We start from the raw sequence: 18,405 nt of genomic DNA on the forward strand, positions 1-18,405 counted from the left end.
CTTTTCATTTTTTACTCACTATTTTTATTTTGTATGAAAAGCAGCTTCTTACTGCTAGTGCTTGTTTAGCCAGTTCCTAAAAGAAAAGGCTTAATAATTAAATGGCAGTTCACCTCCCTGATCATGGACCGTTTCAAAAGTTCGAAGTCTTAATTGTTCTTGTGATGAGTTAAATTGTTGTTGGCGTAATTGTTGTATAGCTTGGTTTTTAGCACTATCGCTCATATTGCTTTTAATAATTTCATCTCGTCCACTCAAGTAACTTGTGACCCTTTGCTGCCAAGCACTACGCTGTGTATCTAAAGTTTCTAATCGTTGAGTCGCCTCGGCTCCAACAAGTGCTGTACGCATCTGCCGAAGTTCCTCTGCTGAACCATGACGTGCTTTAATTTGTTTGGTCAGTGCATGTAAGTCATCAAGTTTAGAAAGTTCTTGTAGGTTTTGTTGCCAGTCTTCAGGTAGTTGTTCAAAGCGTTCTTTAAGCTTTTGAGCCTTTTCAATTTCGCTTAAAGAAGAATCCTCAAGTATTTGCATACGATCTAGTGTGTAATTCTGATAGATATCTTCAGTTGAGAAGAGTCCATCAATTTCAGCAGCCGAAAAGAAATGTTTTCTTAAATCTTGAATTGAATAAAAGATTTTTTGAAAATAATTTTTATCTTGTTGTTTTGATGGAGGCGTTTGGATTTGAGCAAGCTGTTCACGGTATTTTAAGTAGCGGGTCCATAAATCCAGAATCTGTGAGCGAGCTGGTTCTAAATATTTTCCCTGAATAAATTGTCCAAAGTGATTTTTAATTTGCTCTAAATCATTTTCTCCATATTGAGTAATAAAATATTCAAAGCAGTCGCGTGTTTGACTGTTAACAACCAAATGTTGGGAACTATCAATTTTTAACTGACAGTTAACCTCAGTATCTAGCTGACTTTTACTATGGTAAGCATCTGCATTTAGCGATGAGTGATTTGTAGGTGGAACAGATGCTAAGTTTTTAGCTTCATCCTGATTTAGTTGAGTCGATGTATTTTTTGAATCAGGGCTTAACCAATAGACACATGCAATGAGGCTCAAAATAAAAAATCCGAGCACGCACCACAATACCTTCTTCTGCATCCCTTGCATAAAGATATCTTCCTTAAGTTTTAATTTGTTGTTTTTTTACTCGATCATTAATGTGCCATAAAATAAGTGAAAAGGCACCTAAATATTGTGAAAATATCTTGCCGAATTTGCTAACATGTCGGCACTTTTTTCTAGCTTTGTGTTCCAGTAAAAATGACGACAAAAAATCAAAAAATTTCTCGTCGCCATATCAGTGGTGTATTTCTATTAAATAAACCATTAGGCTTAAGTTCAAATGCGGCTTTGCAAAAAGTGCGTTGGTTATATCGCGCCCAAAAAGCAGGCCATACTGGAGCGTTAGACCCCTTGGCGACAGGTTTGCTCCCGATTTGTTTGGGAGAGGCGACCAAGTTCTCACATTATTTGCTGGACTCAACAAAGCGTTATCAAACCACTGTTCGATTGGGACAGACCACAACAACAGGTGATGTGGAAGGGGAGATTTTACAAGAGCGACCTATTCCGGTGCTTAGCCAAGAACTTATTGAACAAACCTTAGAGAAATTTAGAGGTGATATTCAACAAGTTCCACCCATGTATTCGGCTTTGAAAAAAGAAGGTAGGCCGTTATATGAGCTGGCGAGAAAAGGTATAGAGATTGAGCGTGAAGCACGTCCAGTCACGATTTACGCTTTAGAGCTTATTGAGTTTACCGAAAATACGATCACTCTGGATGTAACCTGTTCTAAAGGGACATACATCCGTGTACTAGGTGAAGATATTGGTGAAGCACTTGGTTGTGGTGGGCATTTAACGATGCTAAACCGGACTCAAACAGGACATTTTGAGCTTATCCCGAGTTATACCATTGAATATCTGGAAAGTTTAACAGAAGAGCAAAGAGAAGCTTTGCTACTTCCAGTTTATGCACCAGTTGACCATTTCTTAAAAATTCAGGTTCCAGAAGGGCGTGAAAAATATTTTTGCAACGGTTTAGAAAGCAATATTGAGCATTCTGCAGAAGCAGAAGTTTTGGTGTTTTCTGGTGAGCGCTGTTTAGGCTTAGCCGAGATTACCGATAAAAAGCGGTTGGTACCAAAGCGTATCTTAAATTTGTAGTAGATGTAGAGTATAGAGCATGGGCATGGAATGGGATGTTATCCTTAGTTTGATCTTTTTTGCGTTTACTGCGGGAGCGATTGATGCTGCTGTAGGCGGAGGCGGACTTATCCAGATTCCCGGAATCATGAGCACTTTCCCGACCATGCAGACTGCAACGGTGATTGGCACTAATAAAGTCTCATCCATTTTTGGTACGGCATCGGCGGCTTATACGTTTGCAAAACGAGTGAAGTTGCAATGGAAGCTTCTTGCTGTGATTGCTATTTGTGCTCTCATTAGCGCATTTGCTGGAGCAGCATGTTTATCACTTATTCCCCAATCGGTTTTACGTCCATTTGTGTTTGTAATGCTGATCGTAATTGCGATTTATACTTTACTTAAAAAGAACTTTGGGCAAGTTCATACCGAACAAAAAATTACTAACAAAATGTTAATTCTAGCGGGTATTGGTAGTTTGGCAATCGGTTTTTATGACGGTATTTTTGGACCAGGTACTGGTAGTTTCTTTATCTTTTTCTTTATCCGTTTCTTACAAGTCGATTTTTTGCATGCCTCGGCATTGTCGAAAATTGGTAATTTCATGACCAATCTTGCAGCGCTGAGTTTTTTTATTCCTACGGGTCACGCTATTTTGCATATTGGTTTAATGATGGCGGCAGCCAACGTATTAGGTTCTGTTGTTGGAGTGCGGACTGCACTCAAATACGGTAGCGGTTTTGTGCGTATTATCTTTTTAGTTTTGGTCAGTATCTTAATTTGCCGTTTGGGTTATCAGATGTTTGTGACTGGCTAAAATAGTATGAAAAGTATGAACTGATTTTAAAACAGCAGTTCATACTTTTATGTATCATTTGAAATTATAAATATAAAAAATTATTACAGAAATTTACTAGAAAGAAAACTGTGTAAAAAATAGTCTCATTTTAAGCTACGGAAACCCTATAAATTTCAACGTATGATAAGCATTGAAATAAAAAAGATTTTTTAGCTAAAAATGAGGAAGAGAATGAATATTTTCGAAGCATTAAGAGAAAGCCATGAAAATCAACGCAACCTTTCTGAAAAATTAGTCCAAACACATGGTTTAACCGAAGAACGAAAAGAATTATTTGATGCATTAAAAAATGAACTTTATGCCCATTCGGTTGCCGAAGACCGTTACTTATATATTCCTTTAATGTTTGATGATGTCGGTTTAGATATTACCCGACATGCTTTATCTGAACATCATGAAATGGATGAGTTGGTTGAGCAACTTGAAAAAACCGATATGAGTAGTCCTAGCTGGTTGGCAACTGCGAAACAGTTGAGTGAAAAAGTCCATCATCATTTAAAAGAAGAAGAACATAAATTTTTTCAGCAAGCTGGAAAAATTCTTAAAGATAGTGAAAAAGAAAAACTTGGTAATCAATATTTAAAGGAATATAAGAAGTATAAAAAACAGTAGTAGGATTATATCTATGATGCTGTTTTAGTACTTCTTAGAGTAACCCCAATTGAAGCGAGCATTACGCAAGCTAAAGCCACCCATTGCAGCATACTAATTTCTTCATGAAGTAATAAGAAGCCCGTTAATGCTGCTAATGCGGGTGCCAAACTTGTTAGGGTACCGTAAGTTAATTTATTAAGTTGTTTGAGAGCCATTAAATCCAGTGCATATGGAATAGCAGTCGCTAAAACTGCAATAAGTAAGGCTTTGCCCCAATACTGTGTTTCAAGTAATGCTGGGCCATTATACCAAACACCAATTGGTAATAAGGCGAGCGCAGATATCGCGATCGCAATTGTTAAGGCATGCATTCCTATATTTTGGGTCACGACCTTTTGACCAAAATAAATATAGAAGGCCCAACATAGACCTGCACCCAGTGCACAAGCAGCACCTACATATGAAAAATGATGCTGTGTTGAGTCTTGCCATGGCACCATGAGCGCAATGCCTAACATAGCAAATGCTACCCAAATGTAGTCACTCTTTCTTTTAATCGAAAGTAGAGCAAGACCTAATGGTCCAATAAATTCTAAGCCTACCGCGATCCCCTGAGGTAGTTTTCCTAAAGACGTATAAAATAAAATATTCATTAGCCCTAAAGATGCGCAATACATTAATAAATCACGCCATTTTAAATAGGGTAAACGAGACCAGATTTTCCACGAACGGAACATGATTGCAACAATAATAGTCGCAAAACTTAATCTTAAAATAGTAACCGTCAGAGGATCTAAAGCTGCAATAAGTTGCTTGGCAAATGAAGCGCTGATTTGATATGAAACCATCGACAAAATCATATATAGCACAGCAATAAATGGACGATTTTGCATGGAAAATACTCTAGCGCTTCATCTGATGTCTAAAAATAATGGTGGGCAATTGTAACGAATACTATATTTTAGCTGGCAGATTTCATTAAATTAACTTGCTGCTTTTTCACGTTCTTGGCGAGCTTTTTGGGTGGTTATGGTACAACCAACGGAAGCGGTAATAATTGTCGCAAGTGCTAACCATTGATTCCATAAAAGATATTCACCCAAGAATATAAATCCAGATAGTGCTGCAACTGCGGGCTCTAGGCTCATCAATGTTCCAAAGCTTAAAGGTGTCAAATTGCGCAGTGCTAACATTTCTAAAGAGAATGGGAGAGCACTGGCTAAAATAGCCAAACCAATAAAATAAAAAAGATAGGGAAGTTCTATAACTTGTGCAATTGAGCCTGAAAAAAAGGTAATGGGTAATAAGATGCACGCACCTACACTCATTCCTAAACACACAGTGTGATTGCCTGATATACCTGACGGTTTTTGTCCTGCAATAATATAAAGCGCCCAACATGCACCTGCACTCATTGCAAATAAAACGCCGATCCAATCCAAGCTATGAGCTTGATTAAAAGGGAATAATAAAATAAGCCCAACAATCGCAAAACTCACCCAAACAAAATCATATTTTTGACGTGCGTGGTAGAGCGCCACACTTAAAGGACCTATAAATTCAAAAGCAACTGCGATCCCAATCGGTAGTCGTTCAATGGATAGGTAAAAAAGTGCATTCATGCCAGCAAGCGCACAGCCATAGCTTAAAATTGCTTTCCAGCGGACCTGACTAAAATTAATCCGCCAGATTTTAAAAATTAAAGCCAGAATACATGCTCCAATACATAACCGCATTGCAGAAACAGTAAGTACTGGAAAGTTTTGAAATAGGACTTTAGCCAAGGATGCGCTACTTTGAACGCTTAACATGGCAAGAATAAGAAAGCCCAAAGCGTGTAGCTGAGTTTTCTGGCTTGAAATGGACATTTTATTATTTGATCAATTGGTATACTTTTCACATGATAATGTAAATACCCATAAAAAAGCCACAGACAATGCTGTGGCTTTTGAATTTACAGTTCGTATTAGAACAATACGCGCACGCGAATTGTACCTTCAACTTCATGTAACATATCTAAAGCTTCTTGAGAAGCAGAAGCGTCAACATCCATGACGAGGTAACCGATGTCACCTTTAGTCATAAGTGACTGACCAGAAATGTTAATACCTTGTTCAGCAAACAAGTTGTTGATTTTAGACAATACACCTGGCACGTTTTTGTGGATGTGCAATAAACGGTGTTGACCAGCTGTCAATGGTAATGCGATTTCCGGGAAGTTCACCGCAGAAAGTGTCATACCTTTGTCAGAGTAAGCAACAAATTTCTCTGCAACTTCTAAACCAATGTTTGCTTGAGCTTCCATGGTTGAACCACCAACGTGAGGAGTTAAAATCACGTTGTCTAAGCCGCGAAGTGGAGATTGGAATTCTTCACCATTTGCTTTTGGTTCTTTCGGGAATACGTCAACTGCTGCACCAGCAATATGACCAGACTTGATTGCATCAGCTAAATCTTCAATCACTACACATGTACCACGTGCAGCATTTAAGAAGATCGCGCCTTCTTTCATTTTCGCAAATTGTTCTTTCGTGAAGAAGTTACGTGTAGACGGAACATCTGGCACATGCAATGTTACAACATCTGCAGTTGCTAAAAGTTCATCTAAAGAACCAACTTGGCGAGCATTACCCATTGGCAATTTGGTTACTGCATCATAATAAATAACATGCATACCCATGCTTTCAGCAAGAACTGAAAGTTGAGAACCGATGGAACCGTAACCCACAATACCTAAAGTTTTGCCACGAGTTTCAAAAGAACCGACAGCAGATTTGTCCCAGCCACCACGATGACAAGCCGCCGATTTTTCAGGAACACGGCGAAGAAGAAGAATCGTTTCAGCAAGTACAAGCTCTGCAACCGAACGCGTATTTGAATACGGTGCGTTGAATACAGGAATACCACGTGCCATTGCTGCTTTAAGATCAACTTGGTTTGTTCCGATACAGAAACAACCTACTGCGATCAATTTGTTTGCAGCTTCGAAAACTTCTTCAGTCAATTGGGTACGCGAACGAATACCAATAAAGTGAGCATCTTTAATTGCTTCTTTAAGCGCTTCGCCTTCAAGAGCAGTTTTACGATAGTCAATATTGGTGTAACCCGCAGCGTTTAAAGTATCGACTGCGTTTTGGTGAACGCCTTCTAACAAAAGGAAACGGATTTTATCTTTAGGTAGTGAAAGATGTTGGCTCATTACGGCTCCGCTACAAAGGCCAAATTTGGTGGCGGTATAATAACATACTGGGCGGTGCTATAGATATTTCGTTTATACCATCGCCTTATGGCAATTTTATCTATGTCTAATCACTTCTGTTTATGGCTTGTCGAGCATTTTAAAATATGCTTGGTATGGGGGAAATGTGATTTTTCCCTGAAAGCCCCATAGAAAGCATTTATTTACGTTAAACATGTTTTGTAGTGACAGTATCTCTATTCTGAACTTTATCGCTTGCGCGGATACATGTAGAATATAGGAGTTCCTTGAACATTATGACTTTGCTCAGGTGAGAACCTTGAGAATTATGAGGTCATAGTCCCACCACAGTTTACTTCTTGCTAGGTCTGCAAACGATGAATGCTCCAGTCGCTTTAACACCTGAGTTACTCACCCAATTAACAGCAATCGTCGGTGAAAACCGTATTAAAACCGATGCTGATAGTCTCGAAAACTGGGGTAAAGATCATACCAAGCATTTTAATCCGAACCCATCGGTCATCGTTTTTCCGTCAACGACTGAACAAGTTCAGGCGGTTGTGAAGCTTGCGAACCAATTTAATGTTGCGATTACACCATCGGGTGGTCGTACTGGTCTCTCTGCTGGTGCGGTAGCAACCAATGGTGAAATTGTCATTAGCATGGACAAAATGAACCAAATTCTTGAGTTCTTCCCGGCAGACCGTATGGTGCGTGTTCAAGCTGGTGTTGTGACTGAGCAATTGCAAAATTATGCAGAAGAACAAGGCATGTATTATCCGGTGGACTTTGCGTCAGCGGGTTCTAGTCAGATTGGCGGTAATATTGGTACCAATGCTGGTGGTATTAAAGTTATTAAATATGGCATGACACGTAACTGGGTACTTGGTTTAACTGTAGTGACTGGTAAAGGTGACATCCTGCGTTTAAACAAAGGCATGGTTAAAAATGCAACTGGTTATGCATTACAGCATTTGTTTATTGGCGGTGAAGGCACATTAGGTTTAGTGACTGAAGCAGAAATTAAACTTGAGCGTCAACCACAAAACTTACAAGTTTTAGTTTTAGGTGTTCCTGACTTTGATGCAGTAATGCCTGTATTACATGCGTTCCAAAAAGACATCGACTTAACTGCATTTGAGTTCTTTGGTGAACTTGCAATGCAAAAAGTTTTAGATCATGGACATGTACAACGCCCATTTGAAACTCAATGCCCGTTCTATGTATTACTTGAGTTTGAAGCTCCATATGAGCCGATTCTCGATAAAGCAATGGAAATTTTCGAGCATTGTATGGAGCAGGGTTGGGTACTTGATGGCGTAATGAGCCAGAGCCTTGACCAAGTAGAAAGCTTATGGCGTTTACGCGAAGATATCTCTGAATCAATCGCGCCATTTATTCCATACAAAAACGATATTTCAGTATTAATTACTCACGTACCTGCATTTATTCGTGAAATTGATGCGATTGTTCAAGAAAACTACCCAGACTTTGAAATTTGTTGGTTTGGTCATATCGGTGACGGTAACTTGCACTTAAATATTTTAAAACCTGAAAACTTAACCAAAGATGAGTTCTTTGCGAAGTGTCAGGTGGTAAATAAATATGTGTTTGATACCGTTAAAAAATACGACGGTTCAATCTCTGCTGAACACGGTGTCGGTATGACGAAAAAGCCATATTTGGAATATTCACGTTCGCCTGAAGAAATTGAATATATGAAAGCTTTGAAAAAAGTATTTGACCCGAATGGTTTGATGAACCCAGGTAAATTGTTTGATCTTTAAATTAGATCTATTTTGTAGGACTACATAGTTTCTACAGAGTAACCGACAAAGCCATAGCATCATAAAGCTATGGCTTTTGTTTTTGGTGATAAAAATGCAACGTTTATTTTTAATTTCAGCGCTTTGTGCTGGGCTTTTCACTGGGTGTGCGACGACCAGTAAATTAATCCCTTTTGTGGGTTCTGAAACCCCGATGCAACAAGTACTTAAAGCTCAGCCTGAGATCGTAAAAGAGCACAATAATACCTCAGTTCAGCAAGTATTTAACCGAGTAGAATCTCCAACAGTTTCCCGTATTACCGTTATCCAAACAGGTTTAATGGATGATTCTGTTTCTGCAATCCGAACAGAATATTCATTTAAGCTAGTTGATGAAAAGTGGCAATTGCAAAATAGGCAAAAGAGCTATCAATGCGCGAGAGGGAAAGGCTCTAGAGGTTTTCAAACCCAGCTTTGCTCTTAAAAATAAAAAAGACGATAAATATATCGTCTTTTTTATAGTCTAAATTATACGCCGTTTTCTAAAATTTTAATTTTAACGTCAACTACATCATCTTTAACTGCTTCATGATGTGCTTGCATATGGGGCGTCGCTAAATGCGCTTCAAGATGGGCAACACTTTGCCATTTTTCTAGCATGACAATCATGTCAGGCTCTTGGGTTTGGAAGCTCGCATTTGATTTGTGATCAACTAAAGGTTCATAACCATGACAACCATCTTCTGCTAAAACAGTTGGAATGATTTTTTGAAAGGCATCCAATACGTTCTGGCGATGCTGTCCACCCGATTTAGTACGAATTTCCGCAATAATGGTTAGCATGGATTTCTCCTTATTAGGCTGTTGCAAATACAGTATTTAAGTGTGCTTTATATTCTTCAACATAACTATCAACGTCAGGCATTTTAATCACGTCATTTACAATAAATGTCGGAAGGGTGCTCATGCCTAAGAACTGATTGGCTTTATGAAATGGTAAATAAACACCATCTACACCTACGCCGTGGAAGAATTGATCTGCATCTTCAAATGCTTCCATTGGAGCATTCCAAGTCAATGACAGCATATATTTTTTGTCATGAATTAAACCACCTGAACCATATTTTTTTGAGGCATCAGAACGGCTACGCCCATCACTTGCATAAAGTGAACCATGACCAGTGGTAAAGACATCATCAATGTACTTTTTGACTGTCCAAGGTGCGCCCATCCACCAGCCTGGCATTTGATAAATAACAACATCTGCCCATAAGTATTTTTCAACTTCACTTTCAGCATCATAATTGCTGTCTGCACGGGTGACTTGAACTTCGTGGCCGAGTTCCGTGAGATGTGTCGTTGCTAGGGTGGTTAATGTGTCATTTAATTCACCGTTTGAGTGGGCAAATTGTTTCGCACCATTAATCACTAAAATCTTACTCATGGAGGTTGCTCTCATTAAATTCCTGTATTTGACGCATACTCTATGAGATTTACTGTTGTAGAAAAATGCAAGAATAGGAAAAATATTGTTGATAAAAAATCAATAATTATTGTGGGTTTTCTATTTAAAATTAATCTATCTCATTAATATCAATAAATTTATGTTTATTTACAAAGCTCAAAAGGAAAAAGTGGCCTATTATCTTTAGCATTAATTTTGAGTAAATAGAGGGGAAGAGTGATGAAAAAGAATGGTTTGTTGATTATTTTCAGCTTAAGCATATTAACAGCTTGTGCTCCACCTCAAAATTCTTCTACTCAACTTGCTGATAGTCCTATACAGGCTGTATTACTCGATCAACCAGATCTTTTAAATGATGCAAGCAATTTAGATATTTCACAGCAAATGAATGCTTCGGATGATCCTTTCAATGCTCAAGTTACTATTTTGCAAACAGAACCTAGTCCAGATGCGGTGTCGAAAATACGTACTGAATATTTATTAAAACGAGATCAGCAAATCTGGAAAATTGTGAATAAAAAGCAAAGCTATCAATGTACAAAAGGAGAGGAAACTACAGATTTTCAAGTTAATCCTTGCCCATGATGCTTAATTTTTTATCGAATATGTGGATAACTTTGAGTTTGTGCACAACCATAATTTGCATACCCTTTTGTGCAAAAAACTGAAATTTAAGCTTCTTGAAATTGCATGATTGCTGATCAATTTAAAAAGTGCTATTGTTGCGCTCGGCAATTGTGCCAATTGGTAAAAATTACCGAATCTCACGTCATATATTTTTTCTCGTTTTAGACACCTTGTGAATACGGTGTTTCACACTCTAAACATGCACTCTCACGGCATATAACAACTTAACTAAAGATTGATTGACCATACATGTCATCGTCATGACTACATCTTATTTTATAGGTAGTCGTACAGACATATGGCCGCTATTTTGAAGTGTACAACTCATGAAAAATATTCAAACGACAACGTTGAACCGTACAACGTTGATGTTTCCTTTGGCCTTAGTGCTATTTGAATTTGCGGTTTATATTGGTAATGACCTGATTCAGCCAGCCATGTTGGCAATTACTGAAGACTTTGGTGTAAGTGCAACTTGGGCACCATCTTCGATGTCATTTTATTTGTTAGGTGGCGCATCTGTTGCATGGTTACTTGGTCCTTTGTCGGATCGTCTCGGTCGAAAAAAAGTACTATTAGCTGGAGTTTTATTCTTTGCTCTATGCTGTTTTTTAATTTTACTGACGACGCAAATCGAGCAATTTCTAGCTTTAAGATTTTTGCAAGGAATTGGCTTAACCGTAATTTCAGCAGTTGGATATGCGGCTATTCAAGAAAGCTTTGCTGAACGTGATGCGATTAAAGTCATGGCACTCATGGCAAATATCTCATTACTTGCACCCTTGCTAGGACCTGTACTTGGCGCTTTCTTAATTGATTATGTGTCATGGCACTGGGGCTTTGTCGCCATCGCAGTATTGGCATTACTCAGTTGGATCGGGTTGAAAAAACAAATGCCGAGCCAGCACGTCAGTGTAACCAAGCAACCTTTTAGTTATCTTTTTGATGATTTTAAAAAGGTGTTTACCAACCGCCGTTTTTTAGGTTTAAGCCTCGCATTACCTTTAGTGGGTATGCCTTTAATGCTATGGATTGCTTTATCTCCAATCATTTTAGTAGATGAGTTAAAGCTCACCAGTGTGCAATACGGTTTAGCTCAATTCCCTGTATTTTTGGGTTTAATCGTAGGCAACATTGTCTTAATCAAAATTATTGACCGTTTGTCCTTAGGTAAAACCGTCATGATGGGTTTACCGATTATGCTCACTGGTACACTTATTTTAATATTAGGTGTGGTGTGGCAAACCTATCTCATACCTTGTTTGCTTACAGGGATGACACTCATCTGTTTTGGTGAGGGAATTAGCTTTTCAGTCTTATATCGCTTTGCACTCATGTCATCTGAAGTATCAAAAGGAACTGTTGCAGCAGCAGTTTCAATGTTACTGATGATGAGCTTCTTTGCAATGATTGAGCTTGTACGTTATCTCTATACGCAATTTCATTTATGGGCTTTTGCATTGTCTGCATTTACCTTTATTGCTCTTTGGTTTAGCCAACCGCGAAGTGCTTTGAAGCAGGAAATGCAAGAAAGACTGCAACAAGGCAACAATTAAATAAAAAAATACCGGAAGTGATATTCCGGTATTTTTTTATTCTTGTAAAATTTTTTCCATTTCTTCACGGTCTGCTTCATAGGTACAACCTAACAGTACCATTGGCTTTTTCCCTTTCATTTCTGATAAGTTCAAATTATGGTAAAAAGTAACCGAATCTGAAGTGGCGGGTTCTGTTTTAATTGTACGTACCCCTCTAAACAGAGGAAGCATTGTAAAATCAGGATGTTGAGGAATATCAAATTTCTTTGAAAGTTGCTGAACATTTACCTTACGAAAAACAGCAGTTATACCTTGACCAGCCAAAGCAATCTCGTTTGTCTTTAAGCCAAATAGCTCAATAGGTTGATTGGTTTTATACAAATAAATGAAAGGTTGGTCTGAATCTTCAACTCTTTTAAAGCCAAGCGCTGTTAAGTTCTCGTCATATTCGGAACCAAAATCTGAATAGGTCGCGTAATCAGATTGACACTCGATAATCTTTTTTAAATCATTTCTTTCAAACGCATAAGAATTACTACTAAGCATTATTAAAATCAAAGAAAGAATCGAAGGAATTTTTGGGAAATGCATTTTTATCCTCAATAAAAATCTATGTCTATTTAATCTCTTGTTCTAAAAGTTTACCCTTGAGAATTAATAATTCAGGCAAGGTTTCTAATAATAAACTAATTTGTTTTAACACGAGTGTGTAGTTCTCTGAAAAGTGCTTATGAGTAGTTAGGCTTTGAATTTGCGCTAAAGTCTGCTCAAGGAAATTGAAATCAATATAAGCCGGATCAAATAAGCTCTGTTTAAGAATTTGCTGACAATCCAGTAAGAGTTGTAATACCTGTTGATCATCAATTTTTTGTCGTTGGCTTCCTAACGCTGCTACGTAACTCAGTTGGCTGTGGCTATAAACCAGATAACGGAAAGCATAATGGATGAGTTGAGGGTTCGGGTTCGGTTCAGCACTTAAGCTTGAAATCATATTCGATAGTTCAATTTGCGCGTTATGTGCAGCACGGCGAATTCTACGATATTCGATGTCTTGATTTTTGCCATATTGATATTGCTCAACAATCACATTGAAATAATCTAAGGTTGCTTTGCTGCTTTTATTAATATTATTAGGGATGTTTCGAAAGTTCCAGTCGGGCCAAATAAAGTTTACGGCGAGCCATGCAATAAAGCAGCCTAATAAGGTATCTATCAGTCGAGGCAAAATAATACTGTAGCCAGCGCCTTTTAAGTTGAAAATTAATAGCACCATAAGGGTAGCCATGAGCGTAGCCAAAGCATATTTCTTTTGACGTAAGTAAAAAAAGCAGACTCCACAAATAATTGTAATGATGAGCTGGCCTTCAATACTCGGCACAAAATATAAAATAGGTATTCCTAATAAAACACCGAGTAAGGTACCAATCGTTCTTAATTTAAGACGGCTTTTAGTCGCAAAATAAGTAATCTGACAGACAAACAAACTGGTGAGTAAAATCCAGTAGCCATGCTGCGCAAAGGGTAACAGTGAAATTGCATAACCTGCGGCGAAAACCACAGCAATTCGTATGGCATGCCTAAACAGCGCTGACTGTGGCGTAAGTTGTTGCCGAAGTTTTAAGATAAGATCTGAAAATCCTTGAATATCATCATCAAGTAAATTTAAGTGTTCTTGTCTTGTTTGAGTGTTATTTTCAGGAACAGGTTGGGCATATTGCAGTTGTTCAAACTGTTCATGCATTCCTTTTAAATTATCAAAAATAAGTTTTAAATGTTTAACTTCAAAATTTTGTGGATGTTGTTGTATCCAATCTTTTAAAGAACTTTCCAAATGTCCTAGTACTTTCTGACTTTCTTGCGAAGGCTGATATGGCTGGTTATATAAAATACATTGAGCTAAGTCTTGGCATGCTTGTGCTTGTAGACGCAGGTTTTTTTGGAAACGGAAAATAAGATCACTACGGCTAAAATTCTGTTGAATATGTTCGTAATGTAAATAATTTGAAGTGGCTTGCTCGTGAATATCTCGTGCGAAAAAATATAGGTTTAGCCAATAGATGCTTTTATTACTGACTCTGGAAGCTTTGAGCCGAGTAAGTAGTGAACTGCGTATTTGATTGAGGCTTTGGGCAACTTGCGTATTTTGTAGCGATAATTCATATAAAAGCTGTTCAACATTCTCTTTATTGTCCGGATCAAACAAACGAGCTTTTGCTTGTAGTAGAACAGAAATTTCTTTAAAAATTTGTGAGAGCTTATCTTGTAAGGGAAGTGTCGGTTTAATAATAAAAAATAAAATAGAAGTTAAACCGTACCACAGAGCACCATAAACAAAATAAGTAGGTTGTTGATACCAATGTACGTATTCGCCTAAACCGAACATACTATAAATAGAGAGCAGAATCGTGCCAAAAGAAATCGTGGCATAACGTTGCCCTAAGGCGCCTAGTAATATGAAAAAAGCGCTTGAGATAGAGAGATATAAAATAAAGAAAATTTTGTAAGGAGCTAAAAAGCCAAGAATACTACTGACTATAAAAAAGAGCAGGCAGACATAGACCAAGTTGCGTAATCGAATACTTAAACGATCATCAAAGTCTGTTAATGCTGCTGCAATTGCGCCTAAGGTCACGGGAACAATAAGTTGATTATAGCCCAGCCACAGCAAACCTAAAGTTGTGCCAGTGAGTACAATCAGAATTTGCAGGCAATAAATTAAAATAGAGTTTGTCTTAAAGCTATTAAATATTTGGGTCAGATAATTCACGGCTTTTGTTCTAAATTAGAGAATACGTGAGAAAGCAGTATGTAACTTTAAATTTTTATTACTTCAAAAATATTATTCTTTTTATCTACAAAAGTCAGTCATTTTTTAAGATTTTATTAGACTTAAATCAAGTTGTAATGATCAATAAATTAACAAAATTGTGGATATCTTTTTAGATACCCACAATTTGAAAAATACATAAATTATTTAATCACACCACACGCAATTCGTGCTCCGCCACCGCCAAGAGGTTGAGGTGAGTCTGAATAATTGTCGCCACCAGCGTGGATCATAATCGCTCGACCTTGAATATCAGCAAGTTTCAATCGAGGTGCGATTACGGCAGTTGTTGCAACACCTGTATTATCGACAACTAAAACAGGTAGATCGCCTAAATGGCCAGTGGTTGGAGTACCATGATGAGGGGCTTGGTTCGGGTTATAGTGGCTACCCGCAGCTAAAGCAGCACCAGGTTTTCCATCTTTTACAGCAGGTGCACAAGAAGCATTTTCATGAATATGGAAACCACGAGTACCACTTGGTAAATCAGCAAGAGCAGGGGTAATAATTAAACCTTTGTCGCTATCTTGAAAGCTAATCGTACCTATTTTTTTTCCAATACCGTTAGCTGTCACTTCATTTACATCGACCACTTTTTTAGTGTGCATTGAGGTTAATGCTTGGGCTGTGTCAGATACAGTTTTAGTTACCGAACTACAGCCAACGGTAAAAAGGGCTGTAAGCGCACAGACTGCGCCAATTTTATTAAACATCTGCATGATTGGATGTCCTTATAAATATATATGATCGTTTGATTCAAACAAACAGAGGTCTGACCTACAAGTTAATTTAAATAGTTAATTTGTATCTAGAAACATTTTTAAATTAAATCTCTATGTCACTTTTCATCATTAGACGATTCACTCTCAGAATCATAAATCATGGTTGTTTTTGGCATAGGTTCAGGCTCAATCGTCTCATGTAACCATTCACGCCAAATTGCCAATAAAATAGCCAGAATTACAGGACCAATAAATAAGCCGACCAAGCCAAAACTCGCAATACCGCCTAAGACACCAAACATAATTAATAAGAACGGAATCTTGGTTGCACCAGAAATGACGAGTGGTCTAATCACATTATCTGAGCTACTGACAATCAGCACACCCCAAACGACAACACCAATTGCTTCCATAGTTTGTCCCTGAGAGAACAACCATAGACCGACACCTAAATAGGAAATTGGAGTACCAAATGGAATTAAAGCTAATAAGAAAGTAACAATCGTGAGTACCATAGGGTTTGGTACACCTGCTACGAAGTAACTTAATCCAGCTAAAACGGCTTGAGCAATTGCAGTTAAACCCACACCATATACGACTGCGCGAGTTGTTTCAGAAATTGTATCGAGATAATGATGAATACGAGGGCCAATGACCATTTCTAAAGCTTTACTCACTTGAGATAAAATCATTTGTCCATCACGATAGAAGAAAAATAGGCTAAATACTGCAAAACCAAGTTTGACAATATTTTTACTAATTTCACCAAGCAGCACGCGACCATAACTTAAATGGCTTTGTACCCAAGCCGCGATATTTTGAATCGTACTATTAGGGTCGTTGTTCAATTCATTGAGTGTACGAGAAATTTCTTTTCCTACAAAAGGAAGCTCGCGTATAAAATCTGGAACGCTTAAATGGCCCGAAAAAACCTGACGTTGTAAGTCAAAATATAAGTTACGTCCCTCATGCTGCAAAATGAAAATAGCGCATGTAAAGGGGATGCCAACCACCAAAATGACCAGACTAATCATTAGGGTTGCGTTTAAAGTATTACGTGATTCTCCAAAAAAACGCTGAATTCTTAAATAGATAGGCCAAGTCATATATGCAATGATGGCAGCCCAAAGTACAGGAACAATAAAATATTTCAGGATATTAAATCCTAAAAAAATCAAAATAAAAAACAGCCCAAACAATAAAACGCGCTGTAAATTAGGAGCGTATGGATGCACGAACAATATTTCTCTAATTTTCTACATAGAATAAAGTCATATTAACTGAAAAATAACCTGAGGCAAATTTTAAGGTCGTAATATAAAGAACCTTATACATCCAGTTTTAAAGGCTAAAATTCCTTTAAAACCATTCGGCTTTATCTTCAATTAACTTGTTTAGAACAGGTTGCCATTGATTTTGGATACTAATAAAGTTCTTTTGCGGTTTATCAAAAATGCTTAAACCCTGCATGGCTAAGCTGCCATACGCAGTGCGTTCAGCAATCCATGCAACAGGTTCCTGTTCAATTTTTTCAAAGAACTGTTGGATATCTTTTGAGCTTGCACTGTTTGGTTTTACACGGTTAGCAAGAAGCAAAATCTGTACTTTGCCTTTGCGAATACGTTTAATATCTTGTAAATGCTTCAAAAATCGACGAGTACTGTCTATGTCAAAAAATGAAGGCTGAAGCGGAGTAATAATGGCATGAGCTTCACTAATAAGTTGTTCAGCATGCTCACCTGAAAGTGCGCCAGGCGCATCAATAATTAAATAGTCCAGATTTTTGGGTGCATCACCAATTGATTTCTCATGACGCCAGTCTAGGCTTTGAATCGTTGCAACGGTATCGGGGCGCTGTTTTAACCATTGTAAAGCCGATTTTTGATTGTCCGAATCTGCTAATGCTACTTTATATCCTTTTTGTGCCAATGCTGTTGCCAACGTAATGGCCGTCATAGTTTTTCCGCATCCGCCCTTTTGATTTGCAATAAGTATCGTTTTCATAAATCCAGTTATTTTCAGCAGCACATTTGTTTATGTTTTATACCTTAGCATCTTTTTGTGTGAAGAAGATGACCACATTTGACAAAAGTTTAAGCTGTTTCGTTATTTTAGATATGATTAGATCTGTAATCTTAATTCGTGCTTTTTAAGGAAAATTTATGTCTGTATGGCTTGCCATGCTTATTGGTGCTGGAATTGGCATCATTATCACTACTCTTATTTTATCAAATACACGTAATGGACGAATTAAGGCTGAATATGAGCAATATATTGCTGAACTTGAACTAGAGCATCAACAAGCGCTTACTCAAGCACAAAAGAGAAGTGTAAATACAAGTCGTGCGGTGTTGAAAGGAAAAATGGCAGAACAATTTGCTCCGGTTTTGCCTGAATTTCAGTATTTACCAAGCGATGCAAAATTCATGGGCGATCCGGTGGACTATATTATTTTTGATGGATACACCGATTTTCGTGATGGAGATGGTACGGCAGAAGACATCAATATTATTTTGCTTGATGTAAAAAGTGGTGGAGCTAGACTTACGAAAGGCCAACAGGCAATTGCACAAGCTGTTCAACAAGGTAAGATTCGTTTTGAAACGTTGAGAATAGATTTCGAAGATTAACAAGCTGTTTAATTCAGC

Annotated in this window: 19 protein-coding genes; 8 read left to right on the forward strand and 11 right to left on the reverse strand. The window is 37.8% G+C overall.

From position 1 onward, the window contains the following. Nucleotides 1–90 precede the first annotated feature (90 nt). A complete protein-coding gene (locus tag MKX14_RS07960) occupies nucleotides 91–1,122 on the reverse strand; it encodes a lipase secretion chaperone (RefSeq protein WP_240282219.1) in 1,032 nt (343 codons plus the stop codon). A gap of 153 nt (nucleotides 1,123–1,275) precedes the next feature. On the opposite strand from MKX14_RS07960, the gene truB reads away from it, so the two are divergent. The 3 genes from truB (at nucleotide 1,276) to MKX14_RS07975 (ending at nucleotide 3,631) form a co-directional block, all read left to right on the forward strand. Beyond that, a complete protein-coding gene (truB, locus tag MKX14_RS07965) occupies nucleotides 1,276–2,181 on the forward strand; it encodes a tRNA pseudouridine(55) synthase TruB (RefSeq protein ID WP_240282220.1) in 906 nt (301 codons plus the stop codon). A 19-nt stretch (nucleotides 2,182–2,200) separates the two neighbouring features. Continuing rightward, a complete protein-coding gene (locus MKX14_RS07970; RefSeq protein ID WP_108009960.1) occupies nucleotides 2,201–2,977 on the forward strand; it encodes a sulfite exporter TauE/SafE family protein in 777 nt (258 codons plus the stop codon). A gap of 213 nt (nucleotides 2,978–3,190) precedes the next feature. After that, a complete protein-coding gene (locus MKX14_RS07975) occupies nucleotides 3,191–3,631 on the forward strand; it encodes a hemerythrin domain-containing protein (RefSeq protein ID WP_004705252.1) in 441 nt (146 codons plus the stop codon). An 11-nt stretch (nucleotides 3,632–3,642) separates the two neighbouring features. Here MKX14_RS07975 and MKX14_RS07980 read toward each other — a convergent pair whose 3' ends face one another. The 3 genes from MKX14_RS07980 to serA form a co-directional block, all read right to left on the reverse strand. Further along, a complete protein-coding gene (locus tag MKX14_RS07980; RefSeq protein WP_240282221.1) occupies nucleotides 3,643–4,506 on the reverse strand; it encodes an EamA family transporter in 864 nt (287 codons plus the stop codon). Between the two features lie 90 nt (nucleotides 4,507–4,596). Continuing rightward, nucleotides 4,597–5,481, reverse strand: coding sequence for an EamA family transporter (locus tag MKX14_RS07985; protein ID WP_240282222.1), 885 nt, complete (start codon nucleotides 5,479–5,481; stop codon nucleotides 4,597–4,599). Between the two features lie 98 nt (nucleotides 5,482–5,579). After that, nucleotides 5,580–6,812, reverse strand: a complete 1,233-nt coding sequence (gene serA / locus MKX14_RS07990) for a phosphoglycerate dehydrogenase (RefSeq protein ID WP_002116919.1) — start codon at nucleotides 6,810–6,812, stop codon at nucleotides 5,580–5,582. A gap of 377 nt (nucleotides 6,813–7,189) precedes the next feature. Here serA and MKX14_RS07995 point away from each other — a divergent pair, with 377 nt between their 5' ends. Beyond that, nucleotides 7,190–8,599 carry an FAD-binding oxidoreductase gene (locus MKX14_RS07995; protein ID WP_002116692.1) on the forward strand — a complete coding sequence of 470 codons (1,410 nt, stop codon included), beginning with the start codon at nucleotides 7,190–7,192 and terminating at the stop codon, nucleotides 8,597–8,599. Nucleotides 8,600–8,693: 94 nt separating this feature from the next. Continuing rightward, on the forward strand, nucleotides 8,694–9,062 hold the full coding sequence (locus tag MKX14_RS08000; RefSeq protein WP_108009964.1) for a hypothetical protein: 369 nt from the start codon (nucleotides 8,694–8,696) through the stop codon (nucleotides 9,060–9,062). 44 nt (nucleotides 9,063–9,106) lie between these two features. On the opposite strand, the gene MKX14_RS08005 is transcribed toward MKX14_RS08000, so the two are convergent. After that, nucleotides 9,107–9,421 (reverse strand): putative quinol monooxygenase, encoded by a 315-nt coding sequence (locus MKX14_RS08005; protein WP_078224974.1) that lies wholly within the window; start codon nucleotides 9,419–9,421, stop codon nucleotides 9,107–9,109. A gap of 13 nt (nucleotides 9,422–9,434) precedes the next feature. Further along, nucleotides 9,435–10,022 (reverse strand): NAD(P)H-dependent oxidoreductase, encoded by a 588-nt coding sequence (gene mdaB / locus MKX14_RS08010; RefSeq protein ID WP_046811870.1) that lies wholly within the window; start codon nucleotides 10,020–10,022, stop codon nucleotides 9,435–9,437. A 237-nt stretch (nucleotides 10,023–10,259) separates the two neighbouring features. Between mdaB and MKX14_RS08015 the strand changes: the two genes are divergently transcribed. Both MKX14_RS08015 and cmr read left to right on the forward strand, forming a co-directional pair. Further along, on the forward strand, nucleotides 10,260–10,628 hold the full coding sequence (locus tag MKX14_RS08015) for a hypothetical protein (protein WP_108009966.1): 369 nt from the start codon (nucleotides 10,260–10,262) through the stop codon (nucleotides 10,626–10,628). Between the two features lie 368 nt (nucleotides 10,629–10,996). Continuing rightward, nucleotides 10,997–12,226 carry an MFS transporter gene (gene cmr / locus MKX14_RS08020; RefSeq protein ID WP_108009968.1) on the forward strand — a complete coding sequence of 410 codons (1,230 nt, stop codon included), beginning with the start codon at nucleotides 10,997–10,999 and terminating at the stop codon, nucleotides 12,224–12,226. A gap of 36 nt (nucleotides 12,227–12,262) precedes the next feature. Here the strand turns inward: cmr and MKX14_RS08025 are convergent, their stop codons facing one another. The 5 genes from MKX14_RS08025 to parA all read right to left on the reverse strand — a co-directional run bounded on the left by MKX14_RS08025 (nucleotide 12,263) and on the right by parA (nucleotide 17,761). Further along, complete coding sequence (locus MKX14_RS08025; RefSeq protein WP_046811868.1) at nucleotides 12,263–12,799, reverse strand: hypothetical protein; 537 nt, start codon at nucleotides 12,797–12,799, stop codon at nucleotides 12,263–12,265. Nucleotides 12,800–12,824: 25 nt separating this feature from the next. Beyond that, a complete protein-coding gene (gene yccS / locus MKX14_RS08030) occupies nucleotides 12,825–14,975 on the reverse strand; it encodes a YccS family putative transporter (protein ID WP_108009970.1) in 2,151 nt (716 codons plus the stop codon). 203 nt (nucleotides 14,976–15,178) lie between these two features. Continuing rightward, nucleotides 15,179–15,748, reverse strand: a complete 570-nt coding sequence (sodC, locus tag MKX14_RS08035) for a superoxide dismutase family protein (protein WP_075383285.1) — start codon at nucleotides 15,746–15,748, stop codon at nucleotides 15,179–15,181. Between the two features lie 125 nt (nucleotides 15,749–15,873). Further along, a complete protein-coding gene (locus tag MKX14_RS08040; RefSeq protein WP_108009972.1) occupies nucleotides 15,874–16,992 on the reverse strand; it encodes an AI-2E family transporter in 1,119 nt (372 codons plus the stop codon). A 124-nt stretch (nucleotides 16,993–17,116) separates the two neighbouring features. After that, the gene (gene parA, locus MKX14_RS08045; protein ID WP_005804567.1) at nucleotides 17,117–17,761 is read right to left on the reverse strand and encodes a ParA family protein; all 645 of its coding nucleotides are present in this window, start codon (nucleotides 17,759–17,761) and stop codon (nucleotides 17,117–17,119) included. A 158-nt stretch (nucleotides 17,762–17,919) separates the two neighbouring features. Here parA and MKX14_RS08050 point away from each other — a divergent pair, with 158 nt between their 5' ends. After that, nucleotides 17,920–18,387, forward strand: coding sequence for a Holliday junction resolvase-like protein (locus tag MKX14_RS08050; protein WP_108009974.1), 468 nt, complete (start codon nucleotides 17,920–17,922; stop codon nucleotides 18,385–18,387). The last annotated feature ends 18 nt before the right edge of the window (nucleotides 18,388–18,405 follow it).

This window comes from Acinetobacter pittii, from assembly GCF_022449185.1.
GTDB classification, from domain to species: domain Bacteria; phylum Pseudomonadota; class Gammaproteobacteria; order Pseudomonadales; family Moraxellaceae; genus Acinetobacter; species Acinetobacter pittii_I.